This is a genomic window from Bhargavaea cecembensis, assembly GCF_001619585.1.
In the GTDB taxonomy this organism is placed as follows: domain Bacteria; phylum Bacillota; class Bacilli; order Bacillales_A; family Planococcaceae; genus Bhargavaea; species Bhargavaea cecembensis_A.
In genome coordinates this window covers 875,240-897,409 of the sequence record NZ_LQNT01000009.1, presented here as the reverse complement: position 1 = coordinate 897,409, position 22,170 = coordinate 875,240, and the positions used below count along the sequence as shown (strand labels likewise).

The 22,170-nt window shown below is 55.0% G+C and carries 21 protein-coding genes and 1 riboswitch; of the genes, 16 read left to right on the top strand and 5 right to left on the bottom strand.

The features are described 5' to 3' along the window. Positions 1-125 precede the first annotated feature (125 nt). Genes AV656_RS07970 through AV656_RS07955 form a run of 4 tightly spaced genes read right to left on the bottom strand, consistent with a single transcriptional unit; the run spans position 126 to position 3,461 of the window. Positions 126-887 carry an energy-coupling factor transporter transmembrane component T family protein gene (locus AV656_RS07970; RefSeq protein WP_063180622.1) on the bottom strand — a complete coding sequence of 254 codons (762 nt, stop codon included), beginning with the start codon at positions 885-887 and terminating at the stop codon, positions 126-128. After that, on the bottom strand, positions 868-2,295 hold the full coding sequence (locus tag AV656_RS07965; protein ID WP_063180620.1) for an ABC transporter ATP-binding protein: 1,428 nt from the start codon (positions 2,293-2,295) through the stop codon (positions 868-870). Before AV656_RS07965 ends, AV656_RS07970 begins: the two co-directional genes overlap by 20 nt. Further along, positions 2,288-2,869, bottom strand: a complete 582-nt coding sequence (locus AV656_RS07960) for an ECF transporter S component (RefSeq protein ID WP_063180618.1) — start codon at positions 2,867-2,869, stop codon at positions 2,288-2,290. Before AV656_RS07960 ends, AV656_RS07965 begins: the two co-directional genes overlap by 8 nt. A gap of 1 nt (position 2,870) precedes the next feature. After that, positions 2,871-3,461, bottom strand: a complete 591-nt coding sequence (locus AV656_RS07955) for a YkoF family thiamine/hydroxymethylpyrimidine-binding protein (RefSeq protein WP_063180616.1) — start codon at positions 3,459-3,461, stop codon at positions 2,871-2,873. 95 nt (positions 3,462-3,556) lie between these two features. After that, a riboswitch (TPP riboswitch) is annotated at positions 3,557-3,663 on the bottom strand. A gap of 262 nt (positions 3,664-3,925) precedes the next feature. On the opposite strand from AV656_RS07955, the gene AV656_RS07950 reads away from it, so the two are divergent. Then, entirely contained in the window at positions 3,926-4,888 is a 963-nt protein-coding gene (locus AV656_RS07950; protein ID WP_063180614.1) for an SMP-30/gluconolactonase/LRE family protein, read from the top strand. 333 nt (positions 4,889-5,221) lie between these two features. Further along, entirely contained in the window at positions 5,222-6,418 is a 1,197-nt protein-coding gene (locus AV656_RS07945) for an MFS transporter (RefSeq protein WP_063180612.1), read from the top strand. Between the two features lie 95 nt (positions 6,419-6,513). On the opposite strand, the gene AV656_RS07940 is transcribed toward AV656_RS07945, so the two are convergent. Next, positions 6,514-8,289 carry a helix-turn-helix domain-containing protein gene (locus tag AV656_RS07940; protein ID WP_063180610.1) on the bottom strand — a complete coding sequence of 592 codons (1,776 nt, stop codon included), beginning with the start codon at positions 8,287-8,289 and terminating at the stop codon, positions 6,514-6,516. Positions 8,290-8,452: 163 nt separating this feature from the next. On the opposite strand from AV656_RS07940, the gene AV656_RS07935 reads away from it, so the two are divergent. The 14 genes from AV656_RS07935 (at position 8,453) to AV656_RS07870 (ending at position 22,162) form a co-directional block, all read left to right on the top strand. After that, positions 8,453-9,313: an alpha/beta fold hydrolase gene (locus tag AV656_RS07935; protein ID WP_063180608.1), complete on the top strand. Its 861-nt coding sequence runs from the start codon at positions 8,453-8,455 to the stop codon at positions 9,311-9,313. A gap of 20 nt (positions 9,314-9,333) precedes the next feature. Then, positions 9,334-10,500 (top strand): acyl-CoA dehydrogenase family protein, encoded by a 1,167-nt coding sequence (locus AV656_RS07930; protein ID WP_063180606.1) that lies wholly within the window; start codon positions 9,334-9,336, stop codon positions 10,498-10,500. A gap of 12 nt (positions 10,501-10,512) precedes the next feature. Next, complete coding sequence (locus tag AV656_RS07925) at positions 10,513-11,514, top strand: VOC family protein (RefSeq protein ID WP_063180604.1); 1,002 nt, start codon at positions 10,513-10,515, stop codon at positions 11,512-11,514. 33 nt (positions 11,515-11,547) lie between these two features. Further along, entirely contained in the window at positions 11,548-12,021 is a 474-nt protein-coding gene (locus tag AV656_RS07920; protein ID WP_063180602.1) for a flavin reductase family protein, read from the top strand. A 231-nt stretch (positions 12,022-12,252) separates the two neighbouring features. Continuing rightward, positions 12,253-13,200: a fumarylacetoacetate hydrolase family protein gene (locus AV656_RS07915; protein WP_063180600.1), complete on the top strand. Its 948-nt coding sequence runs from the start codon at positions 12,253-12,255 to the stop codon at positions 13,198-13,200. Between the two features lie 44 nt (positions 13,201-13,244). Beyond that, positions 13,245-14,102 (top strand): alpha/beta fold hydrolase, encoded by an 858-nt coding sequence (locus AV656_RS07910; RefSeq protein ID WP_063180598.1) that lies wholly within the window; start codon positions 13,245-13,247, stop codon positions 14,100-14,102. 23 nt (positions 14,103-14,125) lie between these two features. Next, entirely contained in the window at positions 14,126-15,319 is a 1,194-nt protein-coding gene (locus tag AV656_RS07905) for an acyl-CoA dehydrogenase family protein (protein ID WP_063180596.1), read from the top strand. A gap of 39 nt (positions 15,320-15,358) precedes the next feature. Next, positions 15,359-16,351, top strand: a complete 993-nt coding sequence (locus AV656_RS07900; protein ID WP_063180591.1) for a VOC family protein — start codon at positions 15,359-15,361, stop codon at positions 16,349-16,351. Positions 16,352-16,375: 24 nt separating this feature from the next. Beyond that, positions 16,376-16,855 carry a flavin reductase family protein gene (locus AV656_RS07895; RefSeq protein ID WP_063180589.1) on the top strand — a complete coding sequence of 160 codons (480 nt, stop codon included), beginning with the start codon at positions 16,376-16,378 and terminating at the stop codon, positions 16,853-16,855. 87 nt (positions 16,856-16,942) lie between these two features. Next, on the top strand, positions 16,943-17,734 hold the full coding sequence (locus AV656_RS07890) for a 2-keto-4-pentenoate hydratase (protein ID WP_063180587.1): 792 nt from the start codon (positions 16,943-16,945) through the stop codon (positions 17,732-17,734). Positions 17,735-18,045: 311 nt separating this feature from the next. After that, on the top strand, positions 18,046-18,999 hold the full coding sequence (locus tag AV656_RS07885; protein ID WP_063180585.1) for a VOC family protein: 954 nt from the start codon (positions 18,046-18,048) through the stop codon (positions 18,997-18,999). 35 nt (positions 19,000-19,034) lie between these two features. Beyond that, on the top strand, positions 19,035-19,832 hold the full coding sequence (locus AV656_RS07880; protein ID WP_063180583.1) for an FAD synthetase family protein: 798 nt from the start codon (positions 19,035-19,037) through the stop codon (positions 19,830-19,832). Positions 19,833-19,847: 15 nt separating this feature from the next. Next, a complete protein-coding gene (locus AV656_RS07875; protein WP_063180581.1) occupies positions 19,848-20,744 on the top strand; it encodes an isocitrate lyase/PEP mutase family protein in 897 nt (298 codons plus the stop codon). Beyond that, positions 20,741-22,162: an FAD-binding protein gene (locus AV656_RS07870; RefSeq protein WP_063180580.1), complete on the top strand. Its 1,422-nt coding sequence runs from the start codon at positions 20,741-20,743 to the stop codon at positions 22,160-22,162. Before AV656_RS07875 ends, AV656_RS07870 begins: the two co-directional genes overlap by 4 nt. The last annotated feature ends 8 nt before the right edge of the window (positions 22,163-22,170 follow it).

The window sequence follows — 22,170 nt, the reverse complement described above, 5'->3', positions numbered from 1 at the left end:
CTTGAGTTTGGCTGATGGAGATCAGTTGATGGCGGCAGTCTCGCACTGGCCGCTTGCTGCAATGCATTCAGCTCCCCCTAAGCCAAAAAGCATCCGGCCGCTCTCGCCGGATGCTTTTCCAATATCTATGATCCTCCCAACCAAATTCCTCCGACGCAGCTCACCGTCAAAACGATCAGGAACACGCCTCCAAGAACGTAGTCTCGTCCTGAGACTTCGATCGGCTTATAAAATTCGGCTCTCCGTTCCCCGGTGAAGCCTCTCGCTTCCATCGCGAATGCCGCGCGTTCGGCTTTCCGGACGGCTCCGGCAAGCATCGGGATCAGAAGCCGTCTTGTGCCGGCGACCCGCTGCCACCAGTGACGGTCCCGGCTGATGCCCCTCAGACGCTGGGCCTGTCGGATCTGGGTGAGTTCGTCTTTCAGAACGGGGAGGAACTGGTAGCCGACCATCGTGCCGTAGGCGATTTTCGGCGGAACTTTCAGCTGCTGCATCAGGCTCATGACGAAGGTGACCGGGTTCGTGGTGAAGGCGAACAGCAGCGACAGGGTCGAGAAGGCCATGACCCTGAACGTCAGTGACCAGGCGTGGGCCCATTGCTGGTCGGTGACCTCGATGCCGGCAAACGAGCCGATCACTTCACCGCCGGTGTCCGCACCGAATACGAGTGTCGTCCAAAGGTAGCCGATCGCGCCGAGCGTGAAAGGCAGCATCATGAGTGCCCATAGCTTCCAGTTGATCCGGCTCATCGTCACCTGCAGGGCCAGGATTCCGATCCAGAACAAAAGCGGTGTCCATGGATTGAAGAAGAAAGCCATCGTGAGCATCGAGACGGTCACGATGATGAACTTCACCGACGGGTTCATGTCATGCAAAAGCCGTCTCACGGCGGTCCGCTCCTTTCGGCGGGAGGAGGCGGTGTGCATCCAGCAGTACGGGATTGGCCCATACATCCTCCGCCCTGAATTTCCCGGTCATCCGGCCGTCTTTGACCAGAAGGACCGAGTCGGCAACGGCTGCGGCGAATTCCATGTCATGGGTGATGATCAGAAACGTGATGCCTTCCCGGGAGCGTTCGTCGATGAGTGCAAACAGTTCCTGCAGGCCCGCCGCGTCCTGGCCCGAAGTCGGCTCGTCCATAATGATGACCGGGCGGTTGTCGGCGAGCATGGCGCCGATTGCAACGCGGCGCTTTTGGCCGTGGCTGACCGAGAACGGATGCGCTTCCCAAATCGGCCTGAGCATCAGCCGGCCGGAGAGATCATCCAGCGTTTCCGCGGTGGCCAGGCCCGAGAAGGCAAGTTCGTCCCCGATCGAATTCGTCAGAAACAGAAATTCCGGTGATTGAGGCACGTAGCCGGTGCCGGGTGACTGGACGGTGCCGGAATGTTTGTAGATGCTGCAGAGCGCCTTGGCGAGTGTCGACTTTCCGGCTCCGTTCGGTCCCGCGATGACGGAGATTTCGCCTTCATCTACATCAAATGAAAGAGGAGCGAGAAGCTGTTTTCCGCTGGTTTCAACCGACAGGTCCGTAACGGAAAGGGCAGGCTTGCCGGTCATGCCGGTCGGACGACCGGGGTATTCGACAGGGGGCTTCGGAGCAGCCGGCTTGTCCTCGAGAATACAGCCTCCCGTTCCGAACGAGATCTCCCTTTCAAAGAAGCCCTCCCACAAATCAAGCCGGTGTTCCACGGCGACAACAGTCAGGCCGGTCTGCTGCTGGAGCCTGTCCAGCCACAGGACAAAATTCCGTGCGGTCAGCGGGTCGAGGTGGGCAAGCGGTTCGTCGAGCAGGAGCACTTCCGGCTCCGCAGCCAATGCGCAGGCGGTCGCGACCCGCTGTTTCTGGCCGCCGGACAGAGACTGGATGACCGAATGGCGGAAATCCGTGAGTCCGGTCTGATCGAGAACGTCAACGATCCGGCGGTCCATGTCGGAGCGGGGGACCCTCAGGTTCTCCAGCGTGAAGGCAAGTTCCTCTTCGACAGTTGTCATACAGAACTGCGAATCAGGGTCCTGGAAGACGGTCGCAATCAGCCGGTTGATTTCCCCGGGCCGGTAATCGTCCGCATCTTTTCCGAACAGCCGGACGCTGCCTTCCACGATGCCGTCACAGTTGAGCGGATACAGCCGGTTCAGCAGGTAAAGCAGTGTGCTTTTTCCGCAACCGCTCGGCCCGCTGATGACGACCCGCTCGCCGCGGCGGATCTCAAACGTGAGGTTGTTCAGTGTGTTGTCCCGGTCATCCGGAAAGCGGAAGGAAACATCGTTAAGAGAGAAAATCGGTTCATGCACTGGCCCCACCCTGTTTCGTCCGCGAGATGGCGTAACCGCGGAGCGCACCTGTTGCCAGCAGGCCGTCGGCGAGGTATTTGCCGCCGATCCCGGCAATGATGGCGCCGCTCAGGACGCGCAGCGTGAACATGAGGAGCACGAACGATGGGTCCAGTGCCGCATAGCCGGAGACGAAGTAACCGTACACGAAGCTGAATACGGCAGCACCCGCTCCCGCGAGCATCATGACCGCCAGATTAAAGTGGCGGTAGCGGGTGGCGGCAAATGCCGCTTCCGCGCCGAGCCCCTGAATCATACCGGACAAAATCAGGCGGGGGCCGACGGCGTTGCCGAGCATGACTTCAATGATTGCGGCAAGTGTCTCGGGAAGCACGGCAGCTCCCGGCTTCCGGATGATCGCCATCGCAAGGATGGAGACGATGAACCAGATTCCGAACATCCATTCATAGGCGATCGGCCCGATCAGCCCTGCCCAGATGTTGCCGAAGTGGATCGCGACCAGATACACGATGCCGAAGACGACGCCAAACAGCGAGGCGAGCACGACTTCTTTCAGTTTCCAGGGCTGTCTCATGTTATTTCCCTCCGTGGGACGGGCTGTTGATGCTCATCGAGACGGTCATGACGAGGTGGCGGTGCTCCTCGGAGCGGGAGTGGGTGAATGTCTCCTCATAGAAGTCGAATACATCGTGGATATCCCCGTGGATCCCGCTTGCATAATGCATCGACTCATTGAACACGCCGCGCTCCTTCGCGCGCTCCACTTCGCGGTAGATGACCGACATATAATCCGGATTGTTCATCGGGTACAGCGCAAACTGCGATGAGACATATTGTTTGGTTTGGTCGTTATTCAGCGTTTCGTCCGGCTTGTCCAGGTACGCATCTCCCGCGGTGTCTCCCGGGCAGCCTGCGGAAAACGTTCCGTTCAGCGCGACATGCACGCCGGTTTTCGCCGCATGGAGCGCCAGTGCCTTCGCCACGTTGAACACATGTACCTGCTTGCCGCGGAAGACCGTCGACACATCATCCGTATGCATCCACACTGCAGATGTATCGACCTCCTCAAGCGCTCCCTTGATGACGTCAATGAAGTTATCTGTCATCGGATTTAACGTAAACCGGAACCCCACAATCGGACTGACTCCACATTTCAATTCTACCATTCTAAAAACCCCCTTCTGAAAATGAACACAAAAAAGCTGCACCCGTGAAGATGCAGCCGTGATTTCAGAACATGCCCAGAATTGATGAGGGCGCCATGAAACTCGCCGCACTTCCTCACGCAGGTCCTAACCTGATCGAGTCCTAAGGGATCGGAGCAATCGCTCCCGTCTCAGCCCAAAACGGGCACCCCCAGTGCAAATGACGGTATGCAGTTTGATGTGTCCCGGGTTGCCCCGATGCCCCCAGTGTAGGGGATGGGGAAGAGAAAGTAAAGGGCATTGCCATTTCGTGGGGATGTCGGGCTTACCGTAACTTACAATGCAACAATTACCTACGAACAATCCCCCAATCTCCGATAATTCTTCATATTGTCCGCCCTTTCTTCCAGCTTCTATAGTTAAGGATAACGGTTTCATGAGTGCTGCAGGGGAAGCCGTAATCCGGAAAGAGGGGGCTAGTTCATTTGAAGAAGAAGTTGGGTGTTACGATTGCTGTGTTGATTGCACTCTGCCTGGCCACAGTCACGTTTGTCGGAGCCAAGTCGCTGTACGAAACGAAGCAGGTGCCGAAGGGGGAGCGTCACAGCATCTCCGAAATCATTCATCCGAGCGCGAAGTGGGAAAAGGTTGTCGACGGAGCGGCGGAAAGCCGCTTCATGGAAGGGATCAACTTTGACCGGAGCGGGTCGATGTGGATGGTGAGTCCGATGTCCAGTGAGCTGCTGAAGGTGGAGCAGAACAAGGTGAAGGCAGTGAAAGAGATTCCGGGCGCCGTAGGGGCAAAGTTCCATAAGGACGGACGCCTGTTTATCACGAGCATCACAGGCAATCTGTTTGCCTATGACCCGAAAACGGGGACGACGGAAACCGTACTTAGCGGATACAAAGGGCTGAACGACCTGGTATTTGATGAGAAGGGCGGACTTTACTTCACCGATCCGATCGGGTCGGATGCCCTGAATCCGACAGGGACCGTTTATTACCTCGACCCGAAAACGGGTGAAGTCGAAGTGTTTGCGGACGGCATTGCCTATCCGAACGGTGTAGCCATTTCCGCGGACGGCAACCGTGTCTACATTTCCGAGTTCGGCAAGAACCGGATTGTTTCCGCTCCGTCCAAGGCTGCTGCGGCTTCCCCTGAAACTCCGTTTGTCTTTGCGCAGTTTGAAGGCGGCATCGGGCCGGACGGCGTGGCTGTAGACCGGGAAGGGAATCTGTACGTCGCTCACTTCCAGGCCGGCGAGATCGCCATTGTCGATGCAAGCGGGTTTAAATACGGAACGATCCGCATGCCGGAAGGCGCCGGAACTTTCACCACAAACCTTGCGTTCAAGGACGGGTACCTTTATGTCACCGAATCATCCAAGAACGAAGTGTGGCGCATCAAGGTGAAGAAAGAAGGACTGCCGCTCTACGGCTCAAAGTAAAAAACCACTTCAGAAAAGTCCCGTCTGATTAAATCGGACGGGACTTTTCTCATGTCTGCGTCCTGCTTTCCGCAACTATTTACCACCATTCTCTAGGTAATCCGGCAACCGGCTATGGACTTTATCCTCCTGTATTTAAGAAACAGAAAATTTAAAATACAATGAATGAGCGAAGTGATGTAAGCGCTTTAATTTCTGGTCTTGCGCTTTCTCAATTCAATAACAGCATCTCCAGGGGGAGAGAAAGGGGGACGATCTGCTGGTCCGATTAAAAATAGATCAATACGGTTCCTGTCGGATTGTTGTGAGGTTCAATTCATTAAGGGGGATCCTATGAAGCGAAATATCAACCGCAATTTCCTGAAGTTCCTCATTGTGCTGATCGCGTTCCAGGACGTGGCGGCGGGGGTCGCCGGGTCGATCATGGCCGATATCATCGCGGCGTTTCCGGACTACAACCCGACCATCGTCATGATGGTGGCGACGTTCCCGGGCCTGCTGCAGATTCTTCCCGCACTCTTTTATGGAAAACTGTCTGCCAGGTTCAACAAGCGGCATCTCCTGTTCACCGGTCTGACGCTCTTCGTCATTGGCGGTACAATGCCGTTCTTCCTGGCGGATAACCTGCCGCTCATCATTGCCTTCCGCGGGATGCTCGGACTTGGTGTCGGTATCACGATGCCGCTGTCGATCGACATTATCACCGACTTCTTCGAAGGACGCGAGAAGGATTTCATGATCGGCTTCGGCACATCCACCGTTGCCTGCATCGGGGCGATCTTTTACCAGCTGGCGGGCGGTATGCTTGCCGATGCGTTTGGCTGGCAGTACGGCTTCCTTACGTATCTGCTTCCGATCTTCATCCTTGCGCTGACATTCCTCTACCTGCCGGAACCTGAAAAGAAGATTGGACAGGAAGCCAGAAAGATCAAGATCAAGACGCCGAAAGTCATTTATTCGGTCACCCTCGGACAGATGGTTTATTCCGCTTTGATTTTCGGTTACGTGACCAACATTTCGGTTGTCATCCAGAATGACCAGCTCGGCACTGCAACCGAAGCGGGAGCGGCAATTTCCGTCTTCACGTTCGGGACGCTCCTTGCCGGTTTCGTATTCGGGAAGGTCAAGCATCTGCTTCCGGTCTCCTACCTGCCGGTCGCCGTCCTGATGACGGGCGTTGGCATGATGATCTGTTATTTCTCCCATAGCCTGACAATGATTTTCGTAGGAAGCATCATCGGAGGGGCAGGGATGGGCATCGGACTTCCGGGTGTATTCGCGCGCGTCACGGAGGCGACGCCTCCGAATTCCGGCACTTCCTATGTCGGACTGGTCGTCGTGGCACAGGGGCTTGGCGGTATTCTCGGACCGTTTGCCTTTGGAGCGATCCTGCAGTTGTTCAACCAGGACATCGGGCGCTTCCCGCTCCTGATCAGCACCGTCGGCCTGTTTGCATTGGCGCTGGTCTGGTATGTTGCGGTGAAAATGCCGCGGGCAAAAACCGGTGCTCCGCAGGTATCTGTTGAATAACGGTTGACGTTAACCTCCCGCTTTTGCCGGGAGGTTTTTTTATTGGGCAAAATTTAAGAGAGTCCCGGGATTTTACCCGAGACTCTCTGATTTTGTCATAACAGCGATATTTGATTCATCAAGATCAGCGATTCCAGCAGAACCAGGCAATAGGCCGTAACAGAAGGATCTTTTAAGTTGATCCCCATGGTCTCTTCGATCTTTTTCATCCGGTATTGGATGCCCCCGACAGAAAGGGAAAGTTCCCTTGCGACTTTTTCGAATCTCCCGCCGTGTTTCAAGTAAGCATAAAACGTCTGAAGCAGCTCCTTGTTTTTATCATCCTGAGTATCGAGCAGCTCCTTAAACTGCTGGCGGGCAAGCTGAAGAATCTTTTCCGGGTTGCTGTCCTCCAGAAGAATCCCAAGGAAGCCGAGGTCCTGGAAGTGGGTGAAGCGTTCGCCATTTGGAAAATTCATCGCCTGTACCGCCTGGGAGAGTGACGGTTTGATGCTGGTCAAGTCATCAAACGGGACGCTGAATCCTGCAGTCAGACTGAGTTCCGGCTGGTTCTTCTGAAATTGATCCATGATTGCACAAACCGCTTTCATAAACAATTCTGTATCTTGCACGCTATAGCCCACAACGATCAAGTAATCGTGTTTGGCTGTGATCAGAGCCTTCAATCGATATTTGTCAATCAGCATGGCGAACTGCATCAGCAGCTCAATCCGGTCGATCTGTGCATTGAAGTTCCCTTTGTACTGAATTGCGACAGTTTTAAAAGGACCTTCAAGGTCGGGCTGGCTGTATTTTAGGCGGGAGATGAATTGCACGTCTTCTTCCCATTGCTCGTTGATGAGCTGGTCGAGAAGTGAGATCTTCAGACGTTCCGCAGCTTCAAATGCCACTTGGCTGTTCAGCAGCGAGAGGCTTAGAACGCTGACAAGCCGTTCGATGAAAAGCCGATCTTCTTCACTGATTTCGCTTGTTTCATATTGAAAAGAGATATATCCATGCCGCCTGTTTTGGAGGTAAATCGGACTGACGAGGTAATAGGAAGAACCGTGTTTCATCATGGTTGATTTCTCAACTTCGGAGAGTAACTGTTCGGATAAATCCGGGCCTGGTGCGCCGGCGGAACGGGAACGGTGGGCCACGCTGCCGGAAGGATGGTAGAGGATAATGGTCTGCTGAAGAATTTCCTGTGCGATATTCACAATTTCCTGGATGCTCTTTCCTTCGGTGAGTGCGGTCGTCAGCCGGTTATGGTAAGCGGTGACTTTATTGAGCAGTCTCCGGTATTCAAACAGCTCATCATAGGTGGCTTCGAGTTCATCAATGAAAGTGGTGGAGTCGTATATTTCAAGGTTCACACCCATGCTTTCCCAATCGTCACGGGTTCTCGCATCAAATGAACAGTCCGGATCTCCCTTGCTGCGGCAAGTGATCTCTTTTACGAAAATCTCCCGTCTGAAAATTGTGCTCATCATCCCGCTCGCAAAACCACTCAGTGTGTAACAGGAGCACTCATCCGAATGGCCGAAATGTTGCAGATGAAGAGTGACTTCAAATGAATCTTTCCAGGTACCGCACCCCTGTGTGAATGCGACATGCCCATCGAGACCAGGCTCGATCTCCGGATAAAGGACATCTGATATGTGTCCAAGCTCGATATGAGCATTTGTTGCTTCTTTGATCAGTGTGGCCATGTCCGTATTGTGGTCCCTTAACTCCAGGGCCTTGTTTTCTCCAAGTCTTTTCCCGAATTGAAGAAGCAGCTTCCCCGACTTTTCGGCCCCCAGGTTCTCGATAAGCGCTTTTCTCAGAAGGCCGAAAGCTTCGGAAGTAACCACCAAGTCGGAAGGTTGTACAGTCGATGACCGGCTCACCCCTCATTCCCCCTATGCATGCTGATTAAAGAGTTTGAGACAACTATACAATATCGTTTATTGAAAAAACAGAAAATATAAATAAAAAGGCAGATAGATTGAGAAAGCGTTTACAAGTAATCTGTAATTGCACAGCAGCAGATAAGCGAAAGGGGAGATGGAATTGTCATACTCCATCAAGGAATTGAAGACAGAAGGGTTCACAACATCTTATTGCCACGCCGGTGAGGAGCACGATGAAACGATTATCTTCCTCCACGGCTCGGGCCCGGGAGCCAATGGGGAATCCAACTGGAGGTATATCCTCCCGCGATTTTCCTTGAAGTATCAGGTGATTGCGCCGGATTTCGTCGGATTCGGCAAAACAGAGTTGCCTGAGGATACGAACCTGACATTCTGGCAATGGACGACATTGCGGGTAAAACAGATCCTTCAGTTGATGGATCATCACGGAATTGAAAAAGCCCATCTTGTCGGAAATTCAATGGGTGGGTTTATTGCCCTCAGTGCACTCATGCACTCCGGCGACCGGTTCGACAAGATTACGCTGATGGGCAGCGGCGGTGCGGGCCCGATCAGCACGAGCCCGCCGATTGAAATTGTGCGGATGACGAACTTCTTCAAGGATCCGACCATCGAAGCGTTCCGGAATCTGGTGACATGGTTCCTTTATGATGAGAGCGTGATTGGTGACAGCCTGGAAGAAATCGTCCGGCTCCGCTACCAGAACATCATGAAGCCTGAGGTCCGCGAGCTTTATCCGAAGCTGTTCCCGCAGTCGCCTCTGGAGCTCGCCATCCCGGTCAGTGCGCTGAGGCGGATCAAACAGGATGTGCTGATCCTGCACGGGTACGAGGACCAATTCGTTCCGAAAGAGGCTTCGCTGTTCCTGATGGAACATATCCCGAAGGCGGAGCTGGTCATGGTCAAGGAGTGCGGACACTGGTTCCAGATTGAAAAGGAAGATCGGTTTGTCGAGTACGTCGACCAGTTTATCGGTGCCCGTGAAAAAGTGAACGTCTGACGAATCGGAGGAGGGTTCCAATGAAAACAATCATCCAGGAAGTTGATATCTACACGCAGCTCATGGAAAGCGCCGAACGGATCGGGAAGCTGGCCGAATCGGAAAACCGTTCGGCGGAAGAGAATTCGACGATCTCCCAGGCAGTGGTGGACCAGATCAAAGCAGAAGGCATCCATCATCTGATTAAGCCAAAGGAGTACGGCCATCCTCAGATTTCGTTTAACACATACACGGATATGATCAGGAAAGTCGGGTACTACAACTTATCCGCCGCCTGGCTCACCTACTTTTATTCTCTGCACAATTCCTGGGTTGCCTACTTGCCGAAACACCGGATGGACGAGGTCTACGGCACGGGCGGCCTGATTGCCGACATCTTCCCGCCGATCGGAAAGGCAACGAAGGTGGAGGGGGGCTTCAGAATCTCCGGCCACTGGAAGTTTGTCAGCGGAATCAACTATTCGGAATGGGTAGGCGTCGGTGCGTTGTACTTTTCCAAGGAAGGGGAACCACCGGCACACATCGCTTTCTGTGTCCACAGGAATGACTTCAAGCTGATCAAGGAATGGGACTCTCTCGGGTTGAGGGGATCGGGCAGCAATACGATTATCATCGAAGACCTTTTCGTGCCGGACGATATGGTTCTCAACTTCAATGAGATCATTCAAAGACGAAAACCGGAGCCGCTCGAAGTGGATGAGGACTACCTGTACTACAATGTACCGTTCTTCCCGGCATTCTTTGTCGGATTCCCTGCCATGGCGCTTGGTGCGGCGGAACGGATCATTGATGAGTACCGGGAACGGACAAAGAAAAGAATCCGGATCGGCGGCAGGGCTGCGAGTGAATCGCCAACCGCGCAGCGCGTGCTGGCCGAAATGACACTGAAATACCAGGCGGCATCCGGCATGATGAGGGAATACATCGAGATGCTGAACAGCGATGAAGGCCAGTATGATCATGCGGTCTACAACGGAATCCGTGTACAGATCATCCAGAACTGCATGGACATCGCGGTCCGGGCGACACTCGCATTTGGTGCAGGGTCGCTTGCAAAAGGAAACCCGCTCGAGGTCATGCTGCGCGACCTAACGGCGATTGCGACTCACATCACATCGCTGTATGAAGATGGGCTAGAATCCTACGGCAAGCATCTGTTTGGCTTTGAATCATTCTCAAGGGGATAAGGGGGAAATAAGATGAGGAAATTTGAGCAACTTCCTGAAATTGCAAAGTTGGGCCATGTGGCTCTGGCGTCAAAGGACTTGGAAAAATCATTGGTGTTCTTTAAAGATGTGATCGGCCTTGAAGAGACAGAAGTCGTTGACGGGGTCCATTACCTGAGGGCATGGGGCGACTTTGAGCATCACACGCTATCAGTTGCTGCCGGAGAAGAATCCCGGATCGACCACATCGCCTGGCGGACTAAGCGGGAAGAAGACGTGGAAAGCTTTGCCGTACTCCTGGAGGAAGCGGGTGTCAAGGTGAAGAGAGTTGCCGCTGGTGAGGAAGCGGGGCAAGGCGAAGCCATCAGATTCCAGCTGCCTTCGGGCCATCCGTTTGAAATCTATTACAATATCGAAAAGCCTCTCGCTGGTGAAAAGCGCCGTGCGAAGCTGAAGAACCAGGTATACAAATCGTGGGCGAAGGGGGTATCGCCACGTCGGATTGACCATGTCAATATCGGAACGAATGGGGATCCGTCAGCCATTATTAACTTCCTGGCCGAGAAGCTGGGCTTCAAAATCAGAGAATATATTAAAGCACCCAATGATGCGGTTGTCGCTGCATGGATGAGTGTCACGCCGCTTGTCCACGATATTGCCGTAATGGGTGATCCGGCATTGGCGTCTACTCAGCAGCTCCACCATCTCGCCTACTGGTCTGATAACGCCCAGGATATCCTGCGTGCGGCCGATATCTTGTCTGAAGCGGATATCAAATTCGTGGGTCCGGGGAAACACGGCATCTCGCAGGCTCTTTATCTGTATGTAGTGGATCCGGGCAGCGGAGTGCGTGTTGAGCTGTTCTCCAACGGTTATCTCATTTTTGATCCGGATTGGGAACCGGTCGAATGGACGATGGATGAAATGGACTTTGCCTTCACTTATTGGGGAGACCAGGCCAACCGGCCAAATAGCGACCAATCGACTTTGTTTGCGGGGGCGCTTGAAGAGTTGGTTGTCAAGGATCCGAACTGACGGCAATGCCCATTTTAGGAGAGGAGGATCTGCATGGAAGACCGGATGTTCCGTGATGCGATGGGGAAGTTCGCCACGGGTGTCAATGTCCTGACGACGGAAGTGGACGGTGAGTCATATGGCATGACCGCGAATGCCTTCATGTCTGTCTCTCTATCACCCAAGCTGATCGTCATCTCCATCGGTGAACGCGCCAAGTTTCTGGAGCGTGTCAAAGAATCCGGCAGATTTGCTGTGAATGTACTGGCAGATGAACAGCAGCATTATTCCATGATGTTTGCCGGCCAACTGAATGACGGAGAGAAATGTGTCTTCGACTACCTGGATGGGCTTCCGGTCGTCCCGGGCTCAATTGCACAGATCAGCTGCAACGTGGTAAACGACCACATCGAAGGCGATCACACGCTCTTTATCGGCGAGGTGACGGATATCAGGCTTGAAGAAAAGGAGCCGCTCATTTTTTACCGGGGCAAGTATCGTGCACTAGAGGCAATGAGCCTCGTATAGAAGAATTGCAAAAGCAGCCTGCGGGCTGTTTTTTTTTGGTTGTACGTAGGATCCGGTTTTCCGTAAGTTTTTATCAGTAATCATAGAGGAAACTATGAAGCGCTCACGGAGTTTCCAATAGTCATTGATTGTTATTTACCCGTTGTCGTAATATTTCATCAAGAGTTATGAAAGCGTTATCAAAAATTGTCTTGTTTTGCCGGGTGTTGAATATGAGGGGGTCAAAGGTTCATGGCTATCCAAATTGTTCGTTATGAACAGGAAGAGAAAGTTCGTTGGGGTGTACTTCGCGAAGGGGCGATTGCGCCGCTGAAGACAACAGCAGCGAATGCTGTCGGGCTGTTGGAGGAAGGACTCCAAGAAGAAGGTCCACTGGTCGAGATAAAAGACGTGAAACTGCTCAGCCCGGTCGTTGCGCCGCAGCAGATCATCTGCCAGGGGGTGAACTATGGCGAGCACCGCGCTGAAACAGGGATGGCGCCTAAACGGCCGGCGTTCAACATGATCTTCACGAAGGCGGAAAGCTCGGTCTGCGGCCCGGAGGATGCCATTCTCCGTCCGGAACATGTCCGGCTGCTCGACTATGAGATTGAACTCGGGCTGGTCCTTGCCAAGGAAGTGAACGCCAACTCCGTCATCACGGCAGAAAATCTCCACGAGTACATCGCGGGCCTGGTCATCACGAACGACGTATCGGCGAGGGATGTGCAGCTGACCCAGCTGCAGTGGCATAAGGGCAAGAGCTACCGTACGTTTTGTCCGGTCGGGCCGTACTTCACGGTCCTCACTGAAGAAGAGTTCGGCCGGCTTGACGACCTCAGGCTCACTCTCAAGGTCAACGGTGAAGTCCGCCAGCAGGCGCTGGTCAGCCAGATGCTCTACAATCCGCTCGAGACCCTGCAGGAACTCGCACAGGTCATGGACCTCAAGCCGGGCGCATTGCTCATGACCGGCACGCCGGGCGGGGTCGCGATGAACCTGAAGCCTGAGGAATTGGCAACGATGACGAGCCTCACCGCCTCGCCGGAGGAAAAGCAACAGGTGATTGATAGGCAGCTCAAACAGGATCGGTACCTGAACGACGGTGATGTCATCGAAGCGACGATCGCAACGGACGACGGTGCCATTGATCTTGGCACGCAGCGTAACCCGGTGCGCAGTCTAGTTGAAGTACGCTGAGTCACGTCACATAAAACTTCAGAAACAGAAAGGACTTGATACAAATGGTAATCAAACAGCGAAAAGTTAAAACAGGCGATTATGAAACGTATATCCACGAAGGCGGCGTCGGAAATTCCGAAACGGTGATCCTCCTCCACGGAAGCGGCCCGGGAGCGAGTGCGGCTGCCAACTGGAAAGCGATCCTTCCGGAATACGAAGACCGGTTCCATGTCATTGCCCCGGATCTGGTCGGCTTCGGCGACACCGACCACCCGACGGAATACCCGGAAAACGGGGTGCAGTGGATGAACCTGCGACTGAAGCAGGTGCTGGATCTGATGGATTCGCTGAACATCGACAAGGCGCACCTTGTCGGAAACTCCCTCGGCGGCGTAATTTCCCTATTCCTCGCGATGGAAGCGCCGGACCGGTTCGACCGGATCGTCCTGATGGGAGCAGGCGGCGGCCTCACCGAGCCGACACCGGAACTCGCAAAGCTGGCGAATTTCCATAAGGATCCTACGAAAAAGTCCATGTACAATCTGCTCAGCTGGTTCCTGTATGACCTGGAGGGGATGGAAGACAAGCTGCAGGCAATTGTTGACGAGCGTTTCGAGATCTTCAACCGTGAGGATGTCCGCCGTTCGTACAGGGAGAACTTCACGAATTCCCATTTGTCCGACATGCTGGTGCCACCGTCCGCGCTGAAGCGGATGAAGCAGGAATTCCTGCTGATCCACGGCCACCAGGACCGATTGGTTCCTCTCCAGAGCAGCCTGTATGTCATGGATTACCTGGAAAACGCGGAACTGCATGTGTTCAAGCGTTGCGGCCATTGGGCGCAAATTGAGCAGAAAGACCGTTTCCTTGATCTTACAAAAGAATTCTTCAGCCGCGGTAAAGTTGCCGAGCCTGTCTAAACCACGATAAGGAGCGATTATAGATGACACAAGTAGCAACGGATATCCGCACGGAACTCAAAGAGCGGGCGGAAAGCTTCGTCCCGGAACTGCGCGAACTGAACCTGAAAATTGATCAGGAAAGCGCACTGCCTGATGAAGTCGTCAAAAAGCTTCAGGACGCGGGCCTTCTGAAGGTTCTCCGCCCGGAAATCTTCGGCGGCCACCAGACCGACATGCGCACCTATCTCGATGTCGTCACCGGAATTGCGCGCGGCAACGGGTCGGCAGGCTGGTTCGTGGCGCTGTCGAACATCCGGGATTACATGATCTCCTATGCATTCGGCCAGCATTGTCTGGATGATATTTTCGGCCCGGGCGAAGATGTGGTGCTTGCGGGGAACTTCAAGCCGATCGTCTGCAAGATTGACAAGGTGGAGGGCGGCTATCAGATCCATGAGGCGAAATGGCCGTTCGTCTCCGGCAGCCCGCATGCGGACTGGTTCTACTTCGGCTTCCCGGTCGATGACGGAAACGGCGGTATGGAGATGGCGATCATGGTCCTTCCGCGAAAAGACGTTACAGTGCTCGATGACTGGAATGTCGTCGGCCTCCGCGGCTCCGGCTCCAACAGCGTCGAAGTCAAGGATGTCTTCCTGCCGGAACACCGGGTGTCCCTCGACCGGCTGGCAACCAAGGGCCATTACATGATCGAGCCGCTCCAGGACATCCCACTTTACCGGACACCGTTCGTGCCGTCCCTGACGCTATCGATTGTCGCATCGGCCTTGGGCATTACAAAAGCCGCGATGGATCTCCATATGGAGCGCGTCATGAAAGCAGGCATTGGAAACACGTTCTATGACAAGATGAGCGAGGCGCCGATCACGCACCAGCAGGTCGCGACTGCACAATTAAAGATCGACTCTGCTGAAATGCATTTGTATCGCGCAGTTGACATGCTCGATGAGTATTCCAAGAACGGCAAGGAGCTCACCCAGGCGGAAAGCATCAAAATCAAGGCCGACTTCGGCTACGCCAACCAGCTCTGCAAGGAAGCGATCGATCTGATGGTCGCGGGCGCAGGCTCCGTCTTTGCCTATAACCGGAACACGTTCCAACTGGTGTACCGGGACTTCCTTGCGATGCACCTTCACGGGTTCATCACTCCGTCGAGCCTGATCGAGACCTACGGGCGCACGATTTGCGGGCTGGAACCGAATACGTACTTCGCCTGATCAACGAAATCTTTCATTTATATAAGGGGGCAATTCAACATGACGAAACTCGAAACTGTCCAGGAACAGCAGCGCATCAAAGTCCAGCCGGAAATCGCAAAGCTTGGCCACTTCGGCCTCGTGTCGACCGACCTCGAAAAGTCGCTCTGGTTCTTCAAGGAAGTCATCGGGCTTGAGGAAACCGAAGAAAAAGACGGTGTCCACTACCTCCGCGCATGGGGCGACTTCGAGCATCATACGCTCTCTATCCGCGCAGGCGAAGAGTCCTGTCTCGACCATGTCGCCTGGCGCACAAAGCGACCGGAAGACGTCGATGCATTCGCGGAAGTGCTTGAAAACGACGGCATCAAAGTGGAATGGGTGGAAGAGGGAACGGAAGCGGGCCAGGGCAAGGCGTTCCGCTTCAAGACGCCAAGTGAGCACACTTTTGAAATATACTTCGAGATGGAAAAGACGCTTGCTTCCCCTGAAACCCGTTCGGTCCTGAAAAACCAGGCACACCGCTCCTGGTCCCGTGGGGTATCGCCGCGCCGGATCGACCACGTGAACCTGCTGACGAATTACTCGGTCAAGGAGCTGTCCCAGTTCATGATGGATAAGTTCGGCTTCAAGATGCGTGAGTGCGTCGAGATGCCGGACGGGGAACTGGCCGGTTCGTGGATGAGCGTCACGCCGCTCGTGCATGACATCGCACTGAGCTTCGACCCGCATGCAGAGACTCCGAACCGTGTCCACCACATCTCGTACTGGCTGGACAATGCACAGGATCTTCTCCGCGCGGCGGACATCCTGAAGGAAAACGGCATCTACTTCAAGGGGCCGGGCAAGCACGGCATCTCTCAGGCGATGTACATTTACGCCATCGACCCGGGCAGCGGTGTCCGCATCGAGATCTTCACGAACGGCTACCTCATCTTCGAGCCGGACTGGGAGCCGATCGTCTGGACGGTCGATGAGATGGATATCGGCTTTACCTACTGGGGCGACCAGATGGACAACAAGCCCGAGAACAACCCGACGATCAAGGCCTGATGACTATTAAAGGAGGAATCCCTAATGGATGACCGTTTATTCCGCAATGCGATGGGCAAGTTTGCCACAGGGGTCAATGTGCTGACGACCAAGGTGGGCGATGAGCCGTTCGGCATGACAGCCAATGCCTTCATGTCCGTGTCCCTTACCCCTAAACTGGTGGTCATTTCGATCGGGGAACGGGCGAAGTTCCTTGAGCGGGTCAGAGAGTCCGGCCGCTTTGCCGTCAACGTGCTCGCCGACGATCAGCAGCACTTCTCGATGATGTTCGCCGGCCAGCTAAAAGACGGTGAAAAATGTGAGTTCGAAGATCTGGATGGCCTTCCTGTCGTTCCGGACGCCGTCGCCCAGATCAGCTGCAATGTGGTCAACGAGCATGTTGAAGGCGACCACACGCTCTTTATCGGAGAAGTGACGGATATCAAGCTGGAAGAAAAAGACCCGCTCATCTTCTACTCAGGCAAGTATCGCGCCCTTGAAGAGCAGGAACTCAGCGTCGTATAAGCGAAGATTGGACCTATAGCAGAAGGCGGCTGCCCCTCAGGGAGTACGGCCGCCTCCTGTATGTTTAATGGATGGGGGAGAGAAGTGATGGACAGAGTAAAAGCCGCACAGCGATTGAGAGAAGCGGAACGGAGCGGAAAGCCGATTCCGCCGTTTACATCAGGCGAAGAGGAAATCACGGTAGAAGATGCCTACCAGATCCAGCTGCTGAATATCCATGAGCGGATTGCGCAGGGGGCGGAAGTGAAGGGGCTCAAGATCGGCTTGACGAGCAAGCCGATGCAGGACATGTTTGGTGTCGACACACCGGACTACGGACATATCCTGGATGACATGGTCTACGGAAGCGATCAACCTGTAGCAGCAGGTGCGTTCATCCAGCCGAAAGTGGAATTCGAGATTGCGTTTTTCCTGAAAAAGGACCTGAAAGGCCCGGACGTGACGGCGGAGGATGTCCTTGCCGCAACCGATTACGTAGTGCCGGCAGTTGAAATCATCGACAGCCGGATCCGGGACTGGAAGTTCAAATTCGAGGATACCGTTGCAGACAACGGGTCATCGGCTGGAGCGGTACTTGGGGACAAGCAGACAGGTCCGGATGGCATCGACCTGGCCGGTGTTGAAATGAAGGCTTATAAAAACGGCGAACTCCTCGATGAAGCAACCGGAGCGGCCGTCATGGGTAACCCGGCAAACGCGGTGGCATGGCTCGCCAATGCCGTAGCTGAATACGGAATCGAACTGAAAGCGGGACAATTCATCCTGTCCGGCGCGCTGGCAGCAGCCGTCCCATTCGAACCGGGGGATGAATTTAAGGCTGACTTTGGAGATCTCGGTGAAGTCTCAGTCTCGTTTGCAACTGAAGAAGTGATGAATTGAGGAGAGAGGATCGGCATTGTGCCGGTCCTTTTTTGATTTGGGGCGGGGCGAGTGACGAAATTCTCCCGGTGAATGACGATATATCGGCTGTGAATGACGAAACTGCCGACCCGAATGACGAAACCGCATTAAATTGCGGACTTATACTCGCTGTACGCTCAGTCTCGCCAATATTCCGAAAAAACTAATAAAAAATACCGGAAAAGCATCGGAATCTCGTTGTTTTCTGTTGTACAACTGTAAAACTTCCTTAGATACAATAAACACAACAGAAATGAAACCGCATACATCATGCGTCGGGGGGATGAAAAATGGCACATCCGGAAATTGCGAAGCTGGGTCATGTCGCGCTGGTCTCATCAGATCTGGAAAAGTCGCTTTGGTTCTTTAAGGAAGTCATCGGCCTGGAGGAGACGGAAGCAAGAAACGGCGTCCACTACCTCAGGGCGTGGGGAGACTTCCAGCATCATACGCTCTCACTTGAGGCGGGAGAAAGCGGCCAGGTCCGTCATATCGGCTGGAGGACAAAGCGTCCGGAAGACGTGCAGGCGTTCCGTAAACTCCTGGAACAGGACGGAGTCGAAGTGGAAGCGGTTCCTGCCGGCACAACGCCGGGGATCGGGGAAGCGATCCGCTTTCCACTGCCGAGCGGCCACCAATTCGAACTCTACTACGATGTGGAAAAGCCGAAGGCGGATGAGCACCGCCGCTCAGTGCTGAAGAACCAGACATACAAGGCGTGGGCCAAGGGGGTCTCCCCGCGCCGGTTCGACCATGTCAACATCCATACCGATACGGATGCGGCACTAACGTACGATTTCCTCCGGGAGCAGCTCGGATTCAAGATGCGGGAGTATGTCCGTGACAATGACGGCAATGTTCTGGCGGGCTGGATGAGCGTCACGTCGCTGGTGCATGACCTGGCCTTTATCCAGAAACCGTCGCTCCCGTCACCGGCACGCCTCCACCATATCTCCTACTGGTCGGACGACTCGCAGGACATTCTGCGGGCGGCGGACATCCTGAAGGAAAACGGCCTGCGGTTCATCGGGCCGGGCAAACACGGAATTTCCCAGGCACTGTACCTGTATGTCATGGATCCCGGTAGCGGCTGCCGGGTGGAGCTGTTCACGGGCGGCTACCTGATCTTCGAGCCGGACTGGGAGCCGGTCGAATGGACACTCGAGGAACGCGATCTCGGTAACACGTACTGGGGCGACTCGGTGTCCGACAAGGAAGACAACAACATCACGATCATGGCCTGAGCCACGGACTGACCACACTGAAGAGGTGATGCGGAATGAAAACCATCGAAATCAACCATGACAATCTGAATCATTGGCAGCTGAGTCTTCCCGACCATGTGATTGCGCTCGGTTTCTTCGATGGCCTGCATTCCGGCCATCAGGAAGTCATCCGGACAGCAAAGCGGGAAGCGGACCGCAGGGGGCTGCCGCTGTCCGTGATGAGCTTTTTCCCTCATCCGAAAAGTGTGCTGTCGGGCGGAAAAAAACAGGTGGACTACCTGATGCCGATTGAAACGAAGAAACAGAAACTGAAAAAGCTCGGCGTCGACTACTTTCTCATCGTCGAATTCAGCCTCGAGTTCGCAGGCCTATCGCCGCAGCAGTTCGCCGCCGACTACTTGGCCGGCCTCAATGCGGTCCATGTCGTCTGCGGGTTTGATTACACGTATGGCAAGATGGGCGCAGGAAACGTCGCGACCCTTGAAGCCGACGGCAAAGGGGCGTACAGCGTGACAGTCGTCGAGAAGGTCGATCTGTACGGGGACAAGGTCAGCTCGACCCGGATCCGTGAGGCGCTTTCCGCTGGAGATATCGGCATGGCAAACCGCCTTCTAGGCGAACCGTACCGGGTGGAATGGTGCCCGCAAAACGGATTGCTGCCGTATTACACGCTCCCGGCACCCGGTGCTTACCGGGTAACCATCACATCCGGAGGCGAGGAGAAAACGGGAATGATCAACGTGCTTTGCAGGAAGAAGATCGATTTCCGCCGGATGACCTTGCCGGAAAACGCCAGGACAATCATCACCTGGCACCATGAACTGAAAGAACCGGCCTACTCGGCCATCTAAATAGGGGGAGATGGAATGACTCGGAATAAGCAATTCCGAAAGCTGTTGGAACAACCCGAAGCGTTTTTGATGCCGGGGGCTTATGACGCGATGACGGCACGCCTGGTGGAAGAGTTCGGCTTCCCGGCTGTGTACGCGACAGGCGCGGGCATTTCGAATGCCCAGCTGGGCTGGGCGGACGTCGGTCTGACGACATCGACGGAGATTGCGGATGTCGTCAGCCGGATGTCGGATGTCACGACGATTCCGATCGTCGTCGACGGGGATACCGGATTCGGCAACGCGCTGAATCTCATGCGGACGGTCCGCCAGTTCGAGCGCGCCGGGGCATCGGCGATCCAGTTCGAGGACCAGGTGTCTCCAAAGAAATGCGGCCACTTCAGCGGGAAGGCGGTCATCTCCAAAGGGGAGATGGTCAACAAGATCAAAGCCGCCGTCGACACGCGGAGCGACGAAAATCTTGCGATCATCGCACGGACCGATGCGGCGGCCATGAATGGCCTGGAAGATGCGCTTGACCGCGCGAACGCGTACCGGGAAGCCGGGGCGGACGTGATCTTCGTTGAAGCACCGACATCGCTTGACGCGCTGAAGGAAATCCCGAAAGCGGTCCCGGGCGTTCCGCATCTGATCAATATGGTGGAAGGCGGGAAAACCCCGCTCGTTTCCCTGAAGGACGCAGAAGCGATGGGCTTCCACATCATGCTGTGCGCCAATACGGTGCTGAGGTCTGCCATCAAGGGGGTCCGTGACAGCCTGGAAGTGCTCCGGCGCGATGAGTCTCAGGCGAATGTCCACTCCCTGATCTGCACGTGGCAGGAGCGTCAGGAGCTCGTGAAGCTGAAAGAGATCAAGGCATTGGAAGACAAATACGTGCAGGAAGAAACGTTCGAGGAGGTCGGTCAATCATGAGCCGTGAAGTGGATTTTGATATTGCCATCGTCGGCTGCGGTTCTGCCGGGACGGCAGCAGCACTCGCAGCAGCCGAGAAAGCGAAAGAAGGAAACGAGGACCTGAAAATCGTCATTTTGGAGCGCGCCGATTTCGATAACCGGGGCGGCAACTCACGCTGGACTGCTTCCTACATGCGAATGGAGGACATCGACACGCCGGCGCCCAATTTCGTGGAGGACATGCTGTCGTTCTCGGAAAACTTTGCGGACCGTGCGTATATCGAGACCTTGCATGAAAATGCGGGACCGACACTCCGCTGGGTGGAGTCGAAAGGCGTGGAGTTCGACTACCTTCCGACGATGTTCCTGACCGCTTCAAAGCCCCGGTTGCTGCCGGTCGGGGGCGGCCGTGCGCTGATCGATACGCTGTCGCTCCGGGCACGTGCGCTCGGTGTGGAAATCATCTATGAGGCAACGGTCTGGGATCTCGGCCTGAACGATGACGGCGCAGTCGACCATCTCCGTGTCCGCATCGAGGGCGGTGAATCGATCAGGCTCAACGTCAATTCCGTCATCTTTGCATCCGGCGGATTCCAGGGCAGCCACGAGATGATGGCCAAGTACATCGGGCGCGACGCCCATAAGATCCCGACTGTCGCGGAAGGCGGCCTGTACAACAAGGGAGAAGCGATCAGCATGATGCTCCGTGTGGGCGCAAAGGGTGGCGGGCAGTGGGATTCTTTCCACGCGGAGCCGGTCGATCCACGGAGCAACCGCGAAGAGGCGGGCGTCATGACCTATCCGTATGCCATCCTCGTCAACCAGAACGGGGAGCGCTTCACCGATGAAGGGGAAACGACGATCGATGAGCAGTACGAGGCGGTCGCGCGGAAGATCTTCTATGAATGCCCGAACCATATCGTGTATATGATCACCGACCAGAAGCTGTACGACATTCCCGACTATGAAGAGGCGCTGCAGACGGAACAGCCGCCGATCACGGCGGACACGATCGAAGAATTGGCCGAGAAGCTTTCGATCCGGCCGGAAGCATTAGCGAAGACCGTCGCGGAATTTAACGCTGCCGTCCAGCCGGGCGAGTTTATCCACAACAAAAAAGACGGCAAGAAAGCGATCGGCATCAACCCGCCAAAGTCAAACTGGGCGATCACGATCGACCAGGGGCCGTTCATCGCCTATCCGGTCATTTGCTGCAACGTGTTCACGAACGGCGGTATTGCGACGGATACGGAAGGCCGCGTCGTTTCGAATGACAACCAGCCGATCCCGGGGCTGTACGCGGCCGGCGAGATGACCGGGCTCTACTACGGCAAATATCCGGGCGGCACCTCGGTCCTGCGCGGCCTCGTGTTCGGGAAGCGCGCCGGTGAGAACGCAGTCGAATATGTTGCACAGGCAACTAAAATGCTGACATGAGGAGTGGG

Coding starts and splice junctions, on each gene's coding strand:
- AV656_RS07960 (WP_063180618.1), bottom strand. CDS start 2,869: ATGAGACAGCCCTGGAAACTGAAAGAAGTCGTGCTCGCCTCGCTGTTT.
- AV656_RS07955 (WP_063180616.1), bottom strand. CDS start 3,461: ATGGTAGAATTGAAATGTGGAGTCAGTCCGATTGTGGGGTTCCGGTTT.
- AV656_RS07945 (WP_063180612.1), top strand. CDS start 5,222: ATGAAGCGAAATATCAACCGCAATTTCCTGAAGTTCCTCATTGTGCTG.
- AV656_RS07930 (WP_063180606.1), top strand. CDS start 9,334: ATGAAAACAATCATCCAGGAAGTTGATATCTACACGCAGCTCATGGAA.
- AV656_RS07925 (WP_063180604.1), top strand. CDS start 10,513: ATGAGGAAATTTGAGCAACTTCCTGAAATTGCAAAGTTGGGCCATGTG.
- AV656_RS07920 (WP_063180602.1), top strand. CDS start 11,548: ATGGAAGACCGGATGTTCCGTGATGCGATGGGGAAGTTCGCCACGGGT.
- AV656_RS07915 (WP_063180600.1), top strand. CDS start 12,253: ATGGCTATCCAAATTGTTCGTTATGAACAGGAAGAGAAAGTTCGTTGG.
- AV656_RS07910 (WP_063180598.1), top strand. CDS start 13,245: ATGGTAATCAAACAGCGAAAAGTTAAAACAGGCGATTATGAAACGTAT.
- AV656_RS07905 (WP_063180596.1), top strand. CDS start 14,126: ATGACACAAGTAGCAACGGATATCCGCACGGAACTCAAAGAGCGGGCG.
- AV656_RS07900 (WP_063180591.1), top strand. CDS start 15,359: ATGACGAAACTCGAAACTGTCCAGGAACAGCAGCGCATCAAAGTCCAG.
- AV656_RS07895 (WP_063180589.1), top strand. CDS start 16,376: ATGGATGACCGTTTATTCCGCAATGCGATGGGCAAGTTTGCCACAGGG.
- AV656_RS07890 (WP_063180587.1), top strand. CDS start 16,943: ATGGACAGAGTAAAAGCCGCACAGCGATTGAGAGAAGCGGAACGGAGC.
- AV656_RS07885 (WP_063180585.1), top strand. CDS start 18,046: ATGGCACATCCGGAAATTGCGAAGCTGGGTCATGTCGCGCTGGTCTCA.
- AV656_RS07880 (WP_063180583.1), top strand. CDS start 19,035: ATGAAAACCATCGAAATCAACCATGACAATCTGAATCATTGGCAGCTG.
- AV656_RS07875 (WP_063180581.1), top strand. CDS start 19,848: ATGACTCGGAATAAGCAATTCCGAAAGCTGTTGGAACAACCCGAAGCG.
- AV656_RS07870 (WP_063180580.1), top strand. CDS start 20,741: ATGAGCCGTGAAGTGGATTTTGATATTGCCATCGTCGGCTGCGGTTCT.